12 protein-coding genes are annotated in these 18,637 nt (G+C 32.5%); 3 read left to right on the forward strand and 9 right to left on the reverse strand.

Annotated elements, in window-relative coordinates; translation table 11 throughout:
- Positions 1 to 35: 35 nt before the first annotated feature.
- From IGL48_RS13415 to IGL48_RS13425, 3 genes are all read right to left on the reverse strand, one after another.
- On the reverse strand, positions 36 to 2,912 hold the full coding sequence (locus tag IGL48_RS13415; protein WP_162780805.1) for a DUF3427 domain-containing protein: 2,877 nt from the start codon (positions 2,910 to 2,912) through the stop codon (positions 36 to 38).
- A complete protein-coding gene (locus IGL48_RS13420) occupies positions 2,905 to 3,321 on the reverse strand; it encodes a (deoxy)nucleoside triphosphate pyrophosphohydrolase (protein WP_010830702.1) in 417 nt (138 codons plus the stop codon). Before IGL48_RS13420 ends, IGL48_RS13415 begins: the two co-directional genes overlap by 8 nt.
- Positions 3,322 to 4,012: 691 nt before the next feature.
- A complete protein-coding gene (locus IGL48_RS13425; RefSeq protein ID WP_010830703.1) occupies positions 4,013 to 7,654 on the reverse strand; it encodes a hypothetical protein in 3,642 nt (1,213 codons plus the stop codon).
- Between the two features lie 250 nt (positions 7,655 to 7,904).
- Between IGL48_RS13425 and IGL48_RS13430 the strand changes: the two genes are divergently transcribed.
- Both IGL48_RS13430 and IGL48_RS13435 read left to right on the forward strand, forming a co-directional pair.
- Complete coding sequence (locus IGL48_RS13430; protein WP_010820350.1) at positions 7,905 to 8,849, forward strand: helix-turn-helix domain-containing protein; 945 nt, start codon at positions 7,905 to 7,907, stop codon at positions 8,847 to 8,849.
- The gene (locus tag IGL48_RS13435) at positions 8,849 to 9,019 is read left to right on the forward strand and encodes a type I toxin-antitoxin system Fst family toxin (protein ID WP_174089884.1); all 171 of its coding nucleotides are present in this window, start codon (positions 8,849 to 8,851) and stop codon (positions 9,017 to 9,019) included. Before IGL48_RS13430 ends, IGL48_RS13435 begins: the two co-directional genes overlap by 1 nt.
- A 286-nt stretch (positions 9,020 to 9,305) precedes the next feature.
- Here IGL48_RS13435 and IGL48_RS13440 read toward each other — a convergent pair whose 3' ends face one another.
- Positions 9,306 to 9,545 carry a helix-turn-helix domain-containing protein gene (locus IGL48_RS13440; RefSeq protein ID WP_373419330.1) on the reverse strand — a complete coding sequence of 80 codons (240 nt, stop codon included), beginning with the start codon at positions 9,543 to 9,545 and terminating at the stop codon, positions 9,306 to 9,308.
- A 100-nt stretch (positions 9,546 to 9,645) separates the two neighbouring features.
- Here IGL48_RS13440 and IGL48_RS13445 point away from each other — a divergent pair, with 100 nt between their 5' ends.
- Complete coding sequence (locus tag IGL48_RS13445) at positions 9,646 to 9,867, forward strand: helix-turn-helix transcriptional regulator (protein WP_002419650.1); 222 nt, start codon at positions 9,646 to 9,648, stop codon at positions 9,865 to 9,867.
- Positions 9,868 to 10,561: 694 nt separating this feature from the next.
- Here IGL48_RS13445 and IGL48_RS13450 read toward each other — a convergent pair.
- Genes IGL48_RS13450 through IGL48_RS13470 form a run of 5 tightly spaced genes read right to left on the reverse strand, consistent with a single transcriptional unit; the run spans position 10,562 to position 18,637 of the window.
- A complete protein-coding gene (locus IGL48_RS13450; protein ID WP_048949546.1) occupies positions 10,562 to 11,683 on the reverse strand; it encodes an Abi family protein in 1,122 nt (373 codons plus the stop codon).
- Positions 11,684 to 11,732: 49 nt separating this feature from the next.
- The gene (locus IGL48_RS13455) at positions 11,733 to 13,349 is read right to left on the reverse strand and encodes a type I restriction-modification system subunit M (protein WP_048949547.1); all 1,617 of its coding nucleotides are present in this window, start codon (positions 13,347 to 13,349) and stop codon (positions 11,733 to 11,735) included.
- Between the two features lie 15 nt (positions 13,350 to 13,364).
- Positions 13,365 to 14,558 carry a restriction endonuclease subunit S gene (locus tag IGL48_RS13460; RefSeq protein WP_048949548.1) on the reverse strand — a complete coding sequence of 398 codons (1,194 nt, stop codon included), beginning with the start codon at positions 14,556 to 14,558 and terminating at the stop codon, positions 13,365 to 13,367.
- The gene (gene rhuM, locus IGL48_RS13465; protein ID WP_048949549.1) at positions 14,555 to 15,556 is read right to left on the reverse strand and encodes a RhuM family protein; all 1,002 of its coding nucleotides are present in this window, start codon (positions 15,554 to 15,556) and stop codon (positions 14,555 to 14,557) included. Before rhuM ends, IGL48_RS13460 begins: the two co-directional genes overlap by 4 nt.
- Positions 15,557 to 15,562: 6 nt before the next feature.
- Positions 15,563 to 18,637, reverse strand: coding sequence for a type I restriction endonuclease subunit R (locus tag IGL48_RS13470; protein ID WP_202518466.1), 3,075 nt, complete (start codon positions 18,635 to 18,637; stop codon positions 15,563 to 15,565).

The raw sequence follows: 18,637 nt of genomic DNA on the forward strand, positions 1-18,637 counted from the left end.
GGGAAAAGCCACTTTCCTCTGGAAAGTGGCTTTTTTTAGTTTGTGTTCTGCGTTAAAAATTCATACATATTAGGTTCTACAGGTGTTTCTAAGGTAAAGTCTAGTTTAACGACGCTTTTTTTCTTACCCTCTTTGTCTTGTTTTTCGACTTGTTGGATAGTTTCTTGAAGAGGGGCTACTTCGCCTAGATAATAGAAATCTGTTTCGTTCTCTTTTTGATTATATTTCCGTTTCACAAATAAATGAAATTTATATTCCCCAGGATTCCGCAAAAGTTGAACTTCTGGCGAGCGTAGATTTCTAGGCGCTTTTGTATACCAATGGAATGTTCGTTCATCAATAAATTCATCCTCATAAGCAATACGTGCAGCTTTAAAATCTTTGCCTTTATCCAAAGTTACAAAAATAGCAAAATGATTATTACTGTTTGTATAGCCACCAATACTTTGTTCATTTTGATTAAAGTTCATATTTAATAATCGTAAAACATCTTTACGACGATATTTTTTGTATAAATTTAACGGTTGGGATAAATCATACTCCATAGATTTGTTAATCCCTGTATGGATTACATCTAACATCAAATTGATGAAATAAGAATTCTTTTTAAACTCTCTGAATTTTTCTGTTATTTGTAAACAATTTTCTTTCATCTTAAACATTTGTGATAACAAATAACGTTTTCTAATTGTTGATTCGTAAAAAGATAAATCTAAGACTTTAACAACAGATGCTAGAGTATCTGTCGTATACGTCAGGTTAAACGTATCAAACAGCGCTGTGATTTCCTCTAAAGATAACTGTTCTTTATCTGTCATTAAAAATTCTTCAATAACATAAAGTTCATGCGGGCGAATTCCTGATAGCAATTCTACAGAAACAAATTTTAGTGCACTGTTTTCTTCTTCACTTAATTTAGCTTCTGCTTCCCCAATCCTCTCCAAGAAATTATAGTATGTTTTTTCTTTACCTATAATCAACAATGGATCCACGCCATCTAACACTTGAAAATCATTCAGGTAAGGAACCCTATTCAACCGATTTTTCAACTTAAAATAACTAGCTTTTAGTTCTGACATCGCATCTAATTTAGCTTGATCAATTGATTTAAAGATACGTTCACGAGCAACTTTTTCAAAATTAATTGAAGATAAACCACTGATATACGTCACATCAATTGTATCGCGACGTAAACTATTCTTAGTTTGAGAACTATCTCCAGATAAAGCCATAGGAATCATATAGTTATTTTTATAATTACCAATAAAATCAATTACCGTAACAAATTCTTTTGATGGGTCTTTTCTTAGCCCCCGACCTAATTGCTGAATAAAAATAATACTAGATTGCGTATTTCGCAGCATAATTACTTGATTTACTTTAGGGATATCAATACCTTCATTAAAAATATCAACCGTGAATATATAATGAATCTCTCCCGTATCTAAACGCTTAATTTCCTTTTCTCTTTTATCAAAATTATGGTCACCAGATAAATAAGCACTCGGAATTCCACGATCGTTAAACATCTCTGCTAACTGCCTTGCTTCGTCTTTACGACTACAAAACACCAAGCCTCGAGGACTATCTCCCGAATAACCATAATAGTTAATTTTTTTTATTAAAAAATCAACTCGTTCTTCCTGTAGCAAACGTTTTAAATCGGTTGTTTCATCAATGATTTCACCATCTTTTTCATAATCAGTTACGCCAAAATAATAAAATGGACAAAGCAGTTCTGCTTCTAAAGCGGCTTGCAAACGTATTTCATACGCTACATTATAATCAAATAGCTCAAAGATATTAAAATTATCTGTTCTTTCAGGTGTAGCCGTCATCCCCAATAAAAACTTGGGATTGAAAAATTCAATGGCTTTAATATAAGATTTCGCTCCAGCTTTATGGACTTCATCAATCAAAATATAGTCAAACGCTTCTTTTCCTAAACGCTCTTGATATTCACTTTTAGATACTGTTTGAATTGTTCCAAATAGATATTTTGCATCAAAATTCTTAGAATTCCCTGATAAAACACCATAATCATCATCTTTTCCACCTAAAATCAATTTGAATGATTCTAATGCTTTCATTAAAATTAGCTCACTATGAACAATAAATAATACACGTTTAGGATTGAATTGCTGCACATCAAATGCTGCTAAATACGTTTTCCCTGTACCAGTCGCAGAAACAATCATTCCCTTAGTTGCGCCCGTTTCTCTAAGCGATTTTAAACTTCTAAGCGCTTCTTTCTGCATAGAGTTCGGCAAAATATATTGCGTATCTAAACACTCGTTTTCAGAAACATCTTGTACTAACATCTTTCTATTAACAATAGGATGATAATTTTTTTCAAATGCTTCGACCCATTCTAGGGTTAACGACTGTGCCTCATGCCATTCTTGAATGAGATGCTTTTGAATAGAAGAAACCATCTCGCCATTCTCTCTTGAAGTTAATCTAACATTCCACTCATAGTTAAGTTTCAAAGCAGACATTGTTAGGTTTGAACTACCAATAACGAAGCTTTGATAATCCTCCATCTCAAATAAATATCCTTTTGAATGAAAACCTTCTTTTTTAGAAACTCGTACTTCTACATTTGGAATATTCAACAATGCTCGAAATACGTGTGGATCATTAAAATTTAAGTATGTTGATGTTAAAATTTTTCCAGAGATTCCACGCAAAGCCAGATCAGCCAGTTGTGTTTTTATTGCATTTAAGCCACTAGGTGTTATAAATGCAACGGCTATAAAAAAAGTCTTACAGCTTTTCAAATCTTTACTCAATGTATTCAATAAATAATCATGTTTTTTGGGATTGTTAACAATAAATTTAGGTGTAAGTTCGTCACCTAGAGCTTCCTTATTAATAAATGCCTTTTGTAACGCCAATTCTAAATTATCCATTTTGTTCAGTTCCCACACCTTTTTCTACTAATTTTTCCACAGTAGGAATATCAGCAGGCGCCCACTCAAGTTGGTTTAATTCATTTGGCGTTAGCCATTTAATTTGTAGATGTTCTGTCAACTGAGGTTCACCTGATTCTAAATAACAGATAAATGTAGTTAAATTAACGAAACCAAAATCATACTCATATCGACAAAAAGCATACTCTTCCTTGACGATCGTTACTTCTATTTTTAATTCTTCTTGCAATTCACGTTCAAGCGCTTGAACTTCCGTCTCACCATTCTCGATTTTTCCACCAGGAAATTCCCAAAGATTTGCTAATGCACGTTCAGGTCCTCTTTGACAACACAAAACTTTCCCGTTCTCCACTATGATTGCTCCTACTACGCGAATTTCTTTTTTCATATATTTTAACCCTCTAATCTAATTGATTTTGTTAGTTTTATTATATTTAGGATCGCATAAATAAGCTAGGGTTGCAATATTAGTGGCGTAAATTTCATTTATTATATTTGTTTTTTTTGATTTACTATACTTTAATTACTTAATAACTCTTCAGTTTAAACATACTAATCTCTCCAAAAACCGCAACTTACTCTCTCCAAAACGCAAGAGAGAAAAAGTTAATAAAGAAATATCTCCCAAAAACGTATGATGAATTCAAAGAAAAAAGAAATAGCGGCGATCAAAATGAGGAAATCAACTAAAAAGAAATGTATCATTTGCGTAAGTGCGTTATTCGGAATGAGGATACTTGCTGAAATCGGAATCAATTATTCTCTTGGTAAGCGAACATGTTCGCAACGACTCCAAATAATTAACGTTTTGAGAACTGTGAAGCTTTACGGGCTTTTTTAAGATCTGATTTTGTGACAGAGATTTTGAAATAGTTGAAGAATCCTTTAACAGCAATAGATTAAACAATTTTTCAAAATGAATTTCAGCACATTTTAAGACCATCATACCTCAAGACGAACCCAAAAATATGCGTGAATCAGAACAATAATAAAATAAAAATCAGAAGATATATTTCACGTTTTTATCGTTCATTTTTAGTAACTAAAACAGAGATTTAAAGAGTATCATATCTATATATTTATCTCAAATAGTCCGACAGAAGTTCTTTTTCTTTTTGTTTTCTAAGTGAATCTATCCTTGTTGTAATAACTAAAGCATGTGAAATATATTTTATACCTTCAAAAATATCAAGCAAGCTATTCAAGAAATTAATTTCTTTATCCAATAAAGGAACTAAACTACCTGTCCAACTATGTGTACGCATGGTTAAATATAATTTTTCAAAAAAAGGAGCGTCAATATCTTTATCTTTGAGCAATTCGAATAACTGTAGTAATACCTCATCATCAAATATTTCAAGAGACAGATTGTACAAATTAACCAATCTATTCTCATCCTCAGTATCAAGCACTTCTGCTTTTACAAACTCTAAAGCACGTTCAGTATTTGCTTTGAATATTCCTTCCAAATATGGGTCTACTCCAACATAAATCACACGATTTTCTCGGATTAAAAAGTCTAAATACTTTCTAATCCCATCCTCTGCAACTTCGGATGTCCATATGCGCTCTAATTGAGCATCATATTTGGCAAAACTTAAACTTCCTCTTAAAGCATTTAGTTTCACAAGAAATAAATAAATAAAATTAATATCTTGCTCTTCTAATAAACTCTTGAAAATTTCTCCTGATTTATCAACTTCTTCACTACCTAAAATATCTAAATATATTTCTTTTAAATCTTTGTAGCCCACTATATTTATAATTCTTTTTGCAATATCTTCAAAAACATAATCAGGTATGAAAAATCGTCCCAATATTTTTCCTTCTCCAAGCTTATTCCTTAAAACATCTAAAATAGCTCTATCTTTTTCAATATAATTTTCAAAAGATAAAATATTAAAAGTATTTATTTTCTCATAATTTTTAAGTTCCTTTAAAAATAAGATAAGCTCTTGTATCCTATCTTTATTAATACTTTTACATGTTAACAGATTGGAAAGATACCATCTTTCATCAAGTTCTTTTTCAATGCTACTTAAAATATTTTTACCTTCTTCAAATGATAACTTTTCCATGTAAAAGTTAAAGTTGTAATACGAGAGAACGAAATCACTATTCAATAGAACTGTTAACATTTTCACTTTATCTTCTACGTTCAATTTTAAGTACAATAAAAGTAGTGATTCTTCCAACTCATATTTATTTAGTAATTCATCTGACTGGTATTCCGCAAGTACATTAAACAACCATAACCAGTCATTAGAATGTTCGCCAAAAACTTCACTAAGATTTTTTATTCTTAATTTTTGAATCTTTTCATAGTCAAATTCCTCTGCCATATAATCTAGCCCATTAGATGAAAATATCTCATAAATTTTTTGCCTAATTGATGGTTCATATTCAAAGAATGGCTGAGATTTCAGTTTTAGCTTCTTTGCTTCTGAATTCAATTTGAATACTATCGCTTCTTGTCTAACACCTGGCTTACTCAAATCTTTAAAAAAAAGATTTTCTATACATTTTAAATCCGAACTAACTGTTTCTAAAAAACAGTTCTCCACTTCATAGACTGGATAATTAAATAATAGTTTATCTATATGGTTATTAACTTCTACATATTCCAAATTAAAAATTTCAAAGAGCATATAAAATATTTTTGTATGAAGTTCAATTAGGTAATCTCCATCAACTAATCTGTAGTGCCTAAAGCCCCCTGCTTGACCATAAGAAATTAACTTTTCCCCAGAAAACTCTAAAAATTTTTCAGCAATATTAACAATTAGCAATGCTGTCAACTCATTAATAGTTTCTTGTTTTGAGAAAATTTCAAAAATACAAAATCTTTTTTCTAGATAAGAATTCCGATCCTCTTCAATATCAAAATTCGATTTGATCGCTGAAAAAACTTCATAAACTTTATCCTGTCTCCTTTTTAAGTATTCCATAAGAAGTATACCAGCATCATTAAATCTTTCACCGCTTGACAATGAACAAAGAATCTCAATAATCGGATCATCGACTCGATTATTTCTTTTTTTCTCTTCAAATTCTTTTTGAGATATTTGATACTCACTAGGGTTAGCAGATTGTATCTTCTCGTTAACGTAGGCAAGTGCTTCAATAGGTATTAATACCCCGTATTGTGTTAGAAAACGTTCTTTATCCACATCTATAATACCTTCATTATAGACATACTTTATCTCAGCTGTTAAGTAATCTATCCAGTCATTTGAGGATTTAAAATTATTAACAAGTACAAGCATCTCAACAATCTCTTTTGCATTTTCAGGGAACAAACTGATGAAAAAGTCTCTTACTTTAAAAACTTTGTTATCTGCAATAAAATCTATTATCACAAAATCAGACAAACTTTGGTCACTGATCTTAGCCGCTTTATCTTGAAATATGTCACATAACTCTTTATCGTGTAATTGCCTTATTGCAAGTAAAAAGCTATCAAAATCTATTTTAAAAAATTTCAGCAATTCTCCCAAAGATTCTTTATCAGTCAAATTCAACTTATGTTTAAAACTCAAAATAAACAAACTGATTTTCTCATTTGGAGAAAGAGAATTTTCTTTGATAATTTGATTATAATAACTACCTAATACCTCTTTTTCATTATCAATAAATTCATACTTTTTTTCTTTCGTCATAATAGCTGCAATTACTGCTATTCTAGGATTATTATGAGATAATTTCATTATTTTTCTCAAGTTACTAGTAGAAACTTTATTTATACTGTTGATTAGTAACTCAATCTGTTTATCACTCATTAAAGTCACTTTTTGTATTTTTGTTTTAAAAGACTTTAACTGATTAATAATTCCTGAAAGTGCATAGTCTCTTACAGTAATAATAATTTTCAACTTCTGTTCATACTCTTCTAATCTCAACAAATTAACAATTGCATCGAAATTAGTGATCGTATTGGCATCATCTAAAAATAAGTAATTTACTTTATTGCTATCTAATGCATCCTTAACATCTTGATAAACAGGCATACTATTGCTTTTAACACAAATCACATTACTATTTAAAGGCAATCTTTTGCATATCTCAATAGCTAGCTTCGTTTTTCCCGTTCCAGATACTCCGGATAGTAAAAGAATCTGATAATCATTTAGGCCTTCTACCAATTCTTCAATTGTTTGTGTTTCATCAATATAAGAGGTATTTAGAGGAGCATTAGTTTTACTTTTATCATGAACGGAAATAAATTGTTCTATATTCCAAACTTGCTCCGTTGATTCTATTATTCCAAGAAATTCCTTTGTAATATCTTGATATTTAAACTGAAGAAGGTCGTGGGATAATGTGTCTATACCAATGAGAGTTAGCTCTATTGAACCAGCCAACTCTCTGAGCTCTTTATCTTTTGCTACAGTTAAATTAGAAGAGGTGTGACAACAAATTATTTCTTGAATATCTTTTTTGCTAATTTTTGTTTTTTCAATTGCTTCTTTAATATCTATCTCTAACTTAGCTGTAGAGTCTGCTCTCGTACCATACATAACTAAAACGTATCTATTAATTTGATTATCAAAGAAGTATGTATCAGGTATTCCTTTTGTAGTCTTATCAGTCCCCTCCATAGAACCTAGAGATACGATATTTCCCCAACTTCTTTTACGATAAAGATAACTATCACATAATTTTTGAAATTTCCCTCCCTCTAGTTGTTTGATTTCATTTTGAATTCTATTCAACCTTGACATTTTCCCCCTCCTAATCTATCCACATCAAAACTGCTACTGGAATAGCTCATAGTACTTCGTTTGTAACAACTTTCTATACCATTATATATTTTATTGTGTACTTTCCCTATAAAATATAGTTTATCATATTTTCATTGAACAGAAACCTTATAACATCAACTAAAAATTTGATTCATTTTACAGTTTGCCTACTTAAGTTACAGTTTTAATTTTTTTCTTCTTTTGCTAAACTCATTTTGAGGTGATGAATATGTATAAAAATAGACTGAAAGATTTAATGCTAGAAAGAAATATTAGTAACCACAAACTAGCAAAAGAAACTGCAATATCTCGGCAAGCTATTAGTAAGATTAAAAACAATGAATTTCATGATATTTCCGTTAATGTATTAACTGAGTTGTTAGAATATTTTGACGTATCTTTTGATGAATTTGGAACAATATATACCCGTGAAGAGTGCTTACAAGCATTCCTACCTAATAAAGGTTTTAATCATGAAAATTTGGATCTATTAGAATCTTTACTTTCTAAAAACCTTCATATTTCATGCAAGTATCATCCTTATTCGTCAAAACAATGCTTGAATATTTATTCCAAAGGATATTTCAAAAAGTTTTCTTTTTCAGGAAATATGCGAATCAATACTACTTTATATGGATTAACATTTGAGATAACAGATTTTGATTTATATAAAAAAAGTGAAAATTTTCACTTTGATGATTTCTATAATTTCTATAAAAAATTCATTATTCAACTAGAGAACTATGCTTTAATATTAGGATTTACTCAAATAGTTATAAATATCAACTCTTATACGGACAAAGATTTACAAACATACTTAGAGCCTAGAGCAGTAAATTTAAAAGATTTACAGTTTTTAGTAAATAATTACAAATATTCTAATAGAGAAAATGAATTAATTAAAACATCAATCATTAAGAATCGAGGTTACATAGAACATAGCAGCAATAATTCCTATCAAAAAATAAAATCTGAAAAAGAGAGAATAAACAATTATGTAGACTGCCTAAACCAGTTGACATTTTTTGAAAAAGAACAAAAACGTATTTCTATGTTTTCAGAAGGAAATATATATTCCAACCACGATACAAAAAAATTTATCAAACAACTAAATACAGAAATTATCCCCAAAGAAAAGCTCGAAAAGGATGTCAAAAGACGATGGGGGTGGTGATGTTCTCATTTTCTTTCATCTTTCTCTATGCTATACTAATCTCGGCAACTTGCCCCCAAGGGGGGTGTGTAATATTGGATGAGCTTCTATCGTTAGTCATTGCGCCTATATTTGTAGGTATTGTTATTAAACTTTTTTCTCACTGGTTAGATGAGAACGACAATGACTAAAAGCAGGTTGCCTTCTAACTCACACATTCGTCGTCGCAACGAATGTAAAGAAAAACCACTCTATTCGCCGTAGAGTGGTTTTTGTGTAATATTGATAAAGCGACTATCGTTTCGCACCATCATAGTACCAAAAATAGAGTGAAAAAGCAACAAGCCTATTTCATTAAACGTTTCAATAATATTTTACCATATTCTTTAATATACCTTGGAGGTAAGAAAAACAGCTTGCTACTCTTCTCATTTAATACAAAGCTATAAGTAAATATATTAATATAATCTATATTTTTTAGTCAAGTCTTCGTAATTTTATAACCTTGGATATATCATCAATCTCCAAAGCATCTGCAATACGTTCAATGTGTTCCAAATAGATTCTTTTTCGCTTGCCATTCGCAAGATTACTGAGATTAGATGGTTCAATACCTGATAATCTCGCTAGTTCTCTCAGAGACATATTTCTTTCAGCTAGTAAGTCATTGATCAATACTTCTACTTTAACCGATGTTTTTTCTTGACTCATAGTCATTTTCTCCTTTCTAACTGTTGTCTATATAAACATCGTATAGTAAACTATTTTTATAGCGTTGTTCGTATAGACATGCACTTTATAAAAAAGGAGTGTATTTATGAGTAAAGTAGAAAAAGAAAATTTCGTCAGTTCTATCCATGTATACAGAGCAATTCATCGTATGACTCAACAAGAACTTGCAGAAAAGGTCGGTGTTTCGAGACAAACCATTCTTCAATTAGAAAAAAATCGCTATAATCCTTCTTTATTATTAGCTTTTAGGATTGCTAAATTTTTCCATGTGAGGATTGAGGATATATTCGTTGTTAATGAAAGTTAAATAGAAAAATATATAAGTGAACAAAATTAGAAAATTAACTAAAAAGAAATTTATCCTCTGCATAAGTGTATTTTTAGGAGGCGTATAATTTTGAAATCAGGATCAGTCATTTTATTGGTAATAAGGATAAGTGTGTAATCAGTCTATAAGACTTGTATACTGGTCTATAGCAGAAATAACACTGTAATTACTACAACAAAAAAAGACACTTTCTCGCAACGAGAAAGTGTCTTTCAAAATGATAATTGAGTGGCACTCGATTTCCAAGGAAATCTTCGTCCCAGATTTTTTTCGTAAGCGAACACGTTCGCAACGACTCCAAATAATTAACGTTTTGAGAACTGTGAAGCTTTACGGGCTTTCTTAAGACCTGGTTAAACAAACTTTTGTTTTATAATGTTTTACAGAGAAAGAAATCGTGTAAAATCAGCATTTAATGATTCATATAATTCTACTTAGTTAAATAAAGTTATATCCTGTCATTACCTCAAATCATTACCACAACTTGGCGAGTTGGCTGATTGAAGAATATTCTGTGCCAAATAAAAAAAATGATGCCAAAAATAAGTACACTACTCAATACTTATTTTCAACATCATTAATCCTAAAATAGCTTCGCTTTTACCCGTTACTATCTACCCTTTCGGAAGGGGTATTTCATCTGACTAAAGAATAGCATCCAAGATACCAATAGTCAAGTAATTAATTTACCATACTCCATTACAATTTTTTCAAAAAAGTGGAAAACTTCTACAAGTTCATGATTCTTTTCGTACATTTTACCATTAACTTTTATGCGATCAAGTAAATCAGATAGAGCCTCAAAGTTTGTTGTTTTCAACTTTTGTGTTTGAACATATTTTTCGTGAAGATATATAGTAGCCACAATATCATTCATTTTCATATTGGTGAGTGCTCTGGCGATTAGTTCAGAATCAAGACCCGCATTGGTTGCAAACTGTGTTAATTGAATAACAGGCCTTCTTTTCTTCAAGTTGCTGTCAGCTCTACCAAATTGATAAGGTTCAACAATATTATAAATAAGAGGTCTACTATGTGCAGAGGCATTTCTGACATTCGTAACATATTTTAATAATTTTTGAGCTGTTTTTAATCCTAGATATCCAAAATGTTCTTCTTCAAAATAGAAGGTGATAAATCTCTCTAAATTTCCTAGGGTCATAACTTCTAATAAAGCCCAAATTGAAATCTTATCATGATGATGATTATAAAAATCAAAATCATATCCGAACTTCCCTTTCACTTTATCTAGAATCTTTTCAGAAGCTTGTGTATATTCAGACAAGATTTCTTCGTTTGTTTTAGTATTACCTTTTTTTCTTTGACTATCAATAAATTTATTTTGCATATACATATCGTAATCTTCAACAATTTTATATCCATCTTCGGTTAATGAATTAGTGATTGAACTTATTATCAAAGTTTTCAAAGAATGTTCAAGTTCAAAAATCATTCTACTCAAAATCATTCTTAAATACATATCAATCTTTGCTAAATCAGCTAATTTTACAAATGATAAATCTATATACTTTCCATTTATATCTTTTTCAAAATTCTTACGGTATGCGGTTACCTTAAAATAATACGTTCGATTTAATAAAATATCCTGAACAATACTTTCATCCGATTCAGAAATTTCTATTCCTTTAAATCTAGCATATTTAATTTGATCCGTAATTGAAAAAATTTCCTTGTTTTTAGCTTTTTTACAAAGATCTTTAATTTCTTCTGATAATTCTTCAGAGACTTGATTAACTCTCTCTTCTTCTTCTAACTGCAACTTTAATTTAGCCAATTTGTCGCTTTTAATAAAAACACACCTCCTTTATCTCTTTATTTTTATACTATCTTCCCAACATCTCCATAAACTTCCGCAATTCTTCTTGCGCTTCATCTGTTGTCCCGTGCAATTCACCTAGCATTTCAAATAATTTATCTGTCGATTTTTCTATCTCTTGCTTCACATCTGCTAATTCTTGTGCAAGGTGTGGTAATGGAGTCACTTCTTCTTCCTCAAACGTGTCTACATATCTTGGAATGTTTAGGTTATAATCATTCTCTTTAATTTCGTCTAAAGTTGCTACATGTGCATATTTTTCAACATCTTCACGTTTTTCATAGGTTTCAATAATTTTGTCAATGTTTTCTGGTGATAATTTATTCTGATTTTTCCCTTTGACAAATTCACTAGAAGCATCAATAAATAGAATATCTTTTGTTCTCCTAGATTCTCTTCCTTTGAATACCAACACAGCAGTTGGAATACTTGTCCCATAAAATAGATTTGCCGGCAATCCGATAACAGTGTCTAACAAGTTATTATCAATGATATTTTTCCGGATTCTCCCTTCAGAAGCTCCTCGGAATAGTACACCATGAGGCAATACAATCGCCATCGTTCCAGTTTTATCTAAGTGATACAGGCCATGTAGCACAAACGCATAGTCTGCTTTAGAAGCGGGTGCTACGCCATAACCTTTAAACCGTGTGTCTTTTTCTCGATCCACATTCTTTATATCCCACTTAGCAGAATATGGCGGATTAGCCACTACAGCATCAAATTTTAATGGAATTTGCATACCATCTTTTTCTGCGAATGGCCAGTCTGCATCAAGGGTATCACCACGTTTCAAATTCATATTTCGATAATTAATACCATGCATCATCAGATTCATACGAGCTAAGTTATAGGTTGTCGTATTCAACTCTTGCCCATAGAAATCAACACTGCCTTGCTTATTGCCATCGGGTAGTTCATTTTTCACTGTCAGCAGCAACGAGCCTGATCCCATTGCTGGATCATAAACTCGAAATTGAGTATCATCCGCTTTCGCATCTTTGGTTACAATCTTTGCTAGTACTTGGCTTACTTCATGTGGGGTATAAAATTCTCCACCTTTTTTCCCTGCATTGGCAGCAAATTGACCAATTAAGTATTCATACACATCACCCAGGATATCGTGACCAGAATCATCTTTAAAGGTAAAATCGTTCACCATCAAAACAACATCATTCAAGGCTTTTGCTCGTTCATTCGTATTTGATCCTAACCGAGTATCTCCAAGATTAATGTCCGAAAAAACATTGGCAAAATCATCTTCGGCAACTGGATTCCGTTTCGCATTCAAATTGAACGAATCAAGCATATCCTGAAAGTCACTCGCTTTGATTTGGTGGTTTTCAATCTTTGATACTAACTGTTCCCAAGTATATTCCGGAGCAATCGCATAACCGATTCCTCGACTGATTTCTTCCAAGTAATCTTCTTTTTCTTCAGAGTCAGTGACTTCGTAGTACTCGTCTAACCCATTTTTTTCTAAATACTCGTCTTGATTTTCTGATAAGTAGCGGTAGAACATAAATGGTAAAATATAATTTTTATACTCACTTGCATCCATTGTTCCACGTAATTTATTGGCCATTGCCCATAATTTTGCTGTAATCTCACTTGCATTACTCATTAATTTTCTCTCCTTTTAGACAAACATTTTTTGTAGCAATGTTTTTTTCATTTCTTTTAGTGAATCCAACTCACGCTGATGAAGAGCGATAGCGTTGTCGAGGTGTTTGAAGAAGTTCCCTATTTGAGCTTGCTCTTTTTCATTAGGAAATTTTGCTATGATATTTTTAAACTTTTTTAGTGATAGAACGTGTTGCCCAGTTCCTTCTGCTTGAATAGATAACTGACGTTGAATTCCATTATTAATTCGTTTCAAGAAAAAATCGGGGTTAGCAGATTTCAAAGTAAAAACAGGGTAAAAATAGCTAATAATCCCCTTATCAACAATATCGTTTCGATTAAATACAAAAATATTGTTATCGCTTCGACTACGATAGGTAAAATAACCTCTAGGTAACACAAAATATCCAACATTGTTATCTGTAGTTACCTGTCGATTTGCAAAATAGTCTTCCTGAAAAACTATACCTCTTTGTTGTGAGGAAGTTAGTACGGGAAATTGATTTTGTACAGTAGTTTTTTCAACGTAATCTATTACATAATCACCCAACTTACGCTGTTCCCAAGCGTCAGTAAATCCAGCAAAACGAATTTCTGGTTTATCTTCACCTGTTTTAGGAAACATTTTTTTTAAATAAGTTTGTTTTGTTTGCTCTAACAGATCAAGCTCACGCTGATGAAGGGTGATGGTCGTGTCAAGGCTCTCAAAAAAGGTAGAAATTTGCTTTTGTTCTTCAATACTAGGAACCATTACTTTAACTGATTTTAGCGTTGGAAATTTCAAATTCCATGTATCAGATGTTAAGCCTTGTGAGTTTCTCTTGAACGTTTGAATCATGTCATATCGCTTGAAATCATACGCAAAGAACTTCGAGTCAATATCTTTTTTTGGAATGATAACTGTGTATGCAGGGCTTAGAATGCCATTATAAGGGGAATATCCGCTTGCACCTTGCCACATTCTCATTGAGTTGTATGCAATATCACCAACTTCAACTTTCTTGTAATTTGACTTGTCATCACTGGAATTATCTTTTCTATCAAGTTCGCTTGCCTTTACAACTCCTGAATTAATAGTGACCGAGATAAGCTCTCCTTCGCCACTACGTTCTGACCGTTCAGAGAACACCTCCCCAACCTTACGCTCTTCCCAATCTCCCTCGTATCCGTCAAATCGAATTTCAGGTTCTTTTGTTATTTCATTGCTCATTTTAACTCTCCTTCGATCTTCGTTATCTCCTTATCAAAATCAGAAACGATATGCTGATGTTTATTGAACTCCTTGTACTCATCAACCGCTTTTCTCTTAGCTGCTTTACTGCTAATTTTTCCGTTTCCATCAAGAATTTGATAGCGATTAAATGTTAGAAATTCATCTATGCTTTTGGCAAAATCTTCCATACCTAAAAGTGTTTCATCTTCCAATAATCGCTCAACATAATCAAAATAAGAAGATACGTTCCGTTCAAGACTGCGAATTTGTTTTTCTGATAAATAATTTTTAGCAACTGATACATCTGACTGTAGGATTCTTCCATCTGGAGAGTTTTTCCAAGTCGTCAGTCCCATGTTCTCTTTTGTTTTATCTGCACCATTAAAAACAATCTCCGCAGCTGTTTTTCCAGTAATAGCATAGTGAAATTTATTTTGTACAGTGGCATAAAACTGCTTCGTAATTTCAGAGTTTTTGTCATAATCATAAGAGATTTCTGCAAATACATCAGTAATTTGTTGCCAAATTCTTCGTTCACTGGCACGAATTGAGCGAACCGTTTCTAATAACTCTCGGAAGTAATCCTTTCCAAAAGCATTCTCACCTTGTTTCATTCGCTCTACGTCAATTTTGAAGCCCTTTTGAATATAGTCTTTCAGAATATCTGTTGCCCAGATTCGAAATTTTGTTGCTTTTTGAGAATTAACTCGGTAACCAATAGAAATAATCGCATCGAGATTATAATATTTGACCTTATTTGTTTGTGTTTTTCCATCTATTGCGCCATGTTGAGTGGTATTTTCCAAAATGGAAACAACCACTTCTTCATCTAATTCACCAGACTCAAATATATTTTTTAAATGCTTGCTAATTGCTGGTACCCCAACATCAAAAAGTTGTGAAATCGTCTTTTGCGTCGCCCAAATTGTCTCTTCTCGAATAAGCACTTCGACTTTATCACTATCTTCATAAATTAAAAACTGAATTTCATTCAATAGAACTTACTCCCCTTTCTTAGTCTCGTCCGCCATCTGATAGAAAGCTTTCCGAAATTCAATTCGATACTTAACCCATGAAAGATTCGCCACTTCCGCTGCTGCGATTTCTTTATAATCTGTTCGTGCATCGTTCATCATTGCTGTTAGTTCACCTTGTTTGTCCATATCTTCTTGACCAACTCGATGCCGTGAAATTAATTTGGCTAAATCTTTTGGCTTCACACTATTATCCAATCCCCATGTGCGAACAAATTCTGTATATAGTTTGATATTGCTATCTTTTTGAGATTGTTCCATCGCTTGATTCATTTCTTCAACATCTCTAGGAGCCGGATACTTATCAAAGATGAATTCCTTCGTAAAGATCTTGGAAACAAAATTACGAACTTTCGTAATCTCCTTATCGCTATCCGATTTTGCAATTTCAACATCGATCTCATTTTTTGTCAGCTCAGCTTGATCCATTTTATCTTCATGAACCTCATCTGCCATTCGTGCGATCAATTCAATCAGATAATCATAATTGATCGTCACATCGTGAATATGCGTCATCTCTAAATTGACTTGCGATATATCGATATTTTCGATTTGGGCTCGGCGTTCACGCAACTCGTTAGCAAGTACCGTTGTCAGCATGACCTCTTGATCCTCTGTAATTCCTAAGCGGTCATAGAACAGTTCCGGTTCATCATAAACAGAAACAGGATTTTTTTCATCGTCCTCCGTGAATTGCTTCAGTTGATTTAGTAATCGATTGTACTCCTGTAATCCTTCAAATACTTCCTCTTGCGCTTTTTCACTTGGAGGTAATTGAATAAAATTATCTGTTAGTTCAGCTAATTTCTGAATCACTTCTTTGGTTTCTGATTCGATTTTACTAAATGATTTCGATAAAATCCCCGACTCTTCATTGTCTTTTTTTAATTCATCTAGCGATAGTTGCTCTGCTGCTGAATCTCGATTTGAATAAATAGCAAAAGACTTATTCATTTCGTATTCATTTTGGATGGGCCAACGATAATTAACAATATTTCCTTGTGGCTTTGCATCCCTATCATGGATTCTATTCGTACGTGAATATGCTTGAATTAGATTGCCACCTTTTAACGTACGATCAATGTACAATGTATTAAGCTCCGGTGCATCAAAACCTGTTAATAGTTGATCCACGACAATGACTAGATCCAAATAATTTCCATCGTCAGCTGTTTTGTTCAAACGTCTAGCTAAATCTTCTGTATATGATTTAACTGTCGTCATATCAAAAGCAGTACCAAACAATCTATTATAAGATTGAATTGCTCGGTGAAGATTTTCATTTGTTTTTAGCTGATGACTACTATTTGATGTATCCATCGAAAAACTAATGGCAACTTTTATCTGATCCTCAATTGACCGTTTATTATTTTCTTCCATAAATTTATCAAAATATTCCATTGCTCGAGGAGTACTAGCACGATTTCCCCCTACATGTACTGTAAATAACGCATTGTATTTCCGATTATTAGAGCGTTCTTTCCAGTTATCAAAAATATCTTCAACAACGAGTTCTACATGCTCGGGACTATGATCATACACACTGCCACGAAGATTGTCGTCAATATCTTCTTCTGTAGGATCTGCTGGTGCTTCAATCGTCTCCTTAAACTCCACTTTGAATCCCAAAACGTTTTTATCAGCGATAGCTTCTTTAATCGTATAAGCATGTAATAAGTCACCAAAAATTTCTCGCGTTTCTGGAAACTTAGGTGTACCTGTATAACCAACCCAAGCAGAGTTAGGCAAGGCTTTTCGAATAGATTCTAGCATCCCTTCATTTTTAGTCCCATCACCTGTTGAACGATGTGCTTCATCAACAATAAATAATACATTCTCAGTTAATGGTTGAAAGCTGTCTCTTGTTACATATCGAGACATTTTTTGAATACTTGTTACTATGATGTTTTTATCACTTTTTTTGGTAAGTTTACGGTGCAAGTCAGAAATATTGGCAGTATCACTTACAACACCAGTTTTCCCTTCAAATCCAGCGATTGGATCATATGCTCTATAGGCATCTGCTGTCTGGTTTGTCAATGCAATTCGGTCTACCAAGAAAATAACCTTGTCTACATTTGATAAGCGACTCGCTAACCATGCCGTTTTAAAACTTGTAATCGTTTTTCCTGAACCTGTCGTATGCCAAATATAGCCTAGCTTGCCCTCGTCATGCTTAAAATCAAATTTCCTAACTTTATCAAGGACCCGTTTTGTTGCATAGACTTGATACGGACGCATGACTTTGATACTTTCTTTGTTCTTTGTACCATCCAACACCATATATCGAGTAGATAAATCATGGGCCATGGGAATAGACAATACTTTATCTGCAAACAGTTTCCATGAACGTACTGGATGAGCTGTTTCTTCATCTTGCCAATTGAAAGCAAATGCACGATTGAAATTTTGTAATGTAGTATTTGCCATGTAACGAATATCAAACGGGGTCATCGCAATGAGTATCTGTAAGGTAGAAAAAATCCCACTAAATTGTTTCTCAGCAATATATTGTTCCATTTGATTTAAAGCTTCTGTCGCATTATGTAGCGCCTTTTTCAACTCAATTTGAATAATCGGTAACCCATTAATCAAAAGCGTAATATCAAACCGACGATTGGGCTTACCATCAACAACTTTTGGACGTTGAATTTGATTAACGACTTGATAGACTGTATTTCCGCCGCCAACTTGGGCTTGATCAAAAACGGTCAAAAAAACATGCTTTCCGTTATCAAGATCAACTTCAATTTCTGATACACCATTTACACCATATAAAAATTGTCCAGCTTGATAAGGCGTATTAATATTGGTAATAATTTTTTTCACTTGATTGAACTCTGTTGCAGATAACGGTTCATCTAGCCGAGCTTGATTATTTTGTTCTAGAATTTTTTTGAAGTTATTCCATAATTGTTCTGTTGTTTTAATTTCAGCTTTATATTCCCATTGTTTTACGCCACCGATTCTTGTTAGATAATCCACAACTTCTTGCTCGAACCTTAATTCAGATTGACTTTTTATGCCGAATTGCTTTTTCAT

This window comes from Enterococcus sp. DIV1090 (assembly GCF_050537975.1).
In the GTDB taxonomy this organism is placed as follows: Bacteria; Bacillota; Bacilli; order Lactobacillales; family Enterococcaceae; genus Enterococcus; species Enterococcus faecalis.

Excerpts from the sequence above, each read along its gene's own strand:
- IGL48_RS13415 (WP_162780805.1), bottom strand. The coding sequence starts at position 2,912 with ATGGATAATTTAGAATTGGCGTTACAAAAGGCATTTATTAATAAGGAA.
- IGL48_RS13420 (WP_010830702.1), bottom strand. The coding sequence starts at position 3,321 with ATGAAAAAAGAAATTCGCGTAGTAGGAGCAATCATAGTGGAGAACGGG.
- IGL48_RS13425 (WP_010830703.1), bottom strand. The coding sequence starts at position 7,654 with ATGTCAAGGTTGAATAGAATTCAAAATGAAATCAAACAACTAGAGGGA.
- IGL48_RS13430 (WP_010820350.1), top strand. The coding sequence starts at position 7,905 with ATGTATAAAAATAGACTGAAAGATTTAATGCTAGAAAGAAATATTAGT.
- IGL48_RS13435 (WP_174089884.1), top strand. The coding sequence starts at position 8,849 with ATGTTCTCATTTTCTTTCATCTTTCTCTATGCTATACTAATCTCGGCA.
- IGL48_RS13440 (WP_373419330.1), bottom strand. The coding sequence starts at position 9,545 with ATGACTATGAGTCAAGAAAAAACATCGGTTAAAGTAGAAGTATTGATC.
- IGL48_RS13445 (WP_002419650.1), top strand. The coding sequence starts at position 9,646 with ATGAGTAAAGTAGAAAAAGAAAATTTCGTCAGTTCTATCCATGTATAC.
- IGL48_RS13455 (WP_048949547.1), bottom strand. The coding sequence starts at position 13,349 with ATGAGTAATGCAAGTGAGATTACAGCAAAATTATGGGCAATGGCCAAT.
- IGL48_RS13460 (WP_048949548.1), bottom strand. The coding sequence starts at position 14,558 with ATGAGCAATGAAATAACAAAAGAACCTGAAATTCGATTTGACGGATAC.
- IGL48_RS13470 (WP_202518466.1), bottom strand. The coding sequence starts at position 18,637 with ATGAAAAAGCAATTCGGCATAAAAAGTCAATCTGAATTAAGGTTCGAG.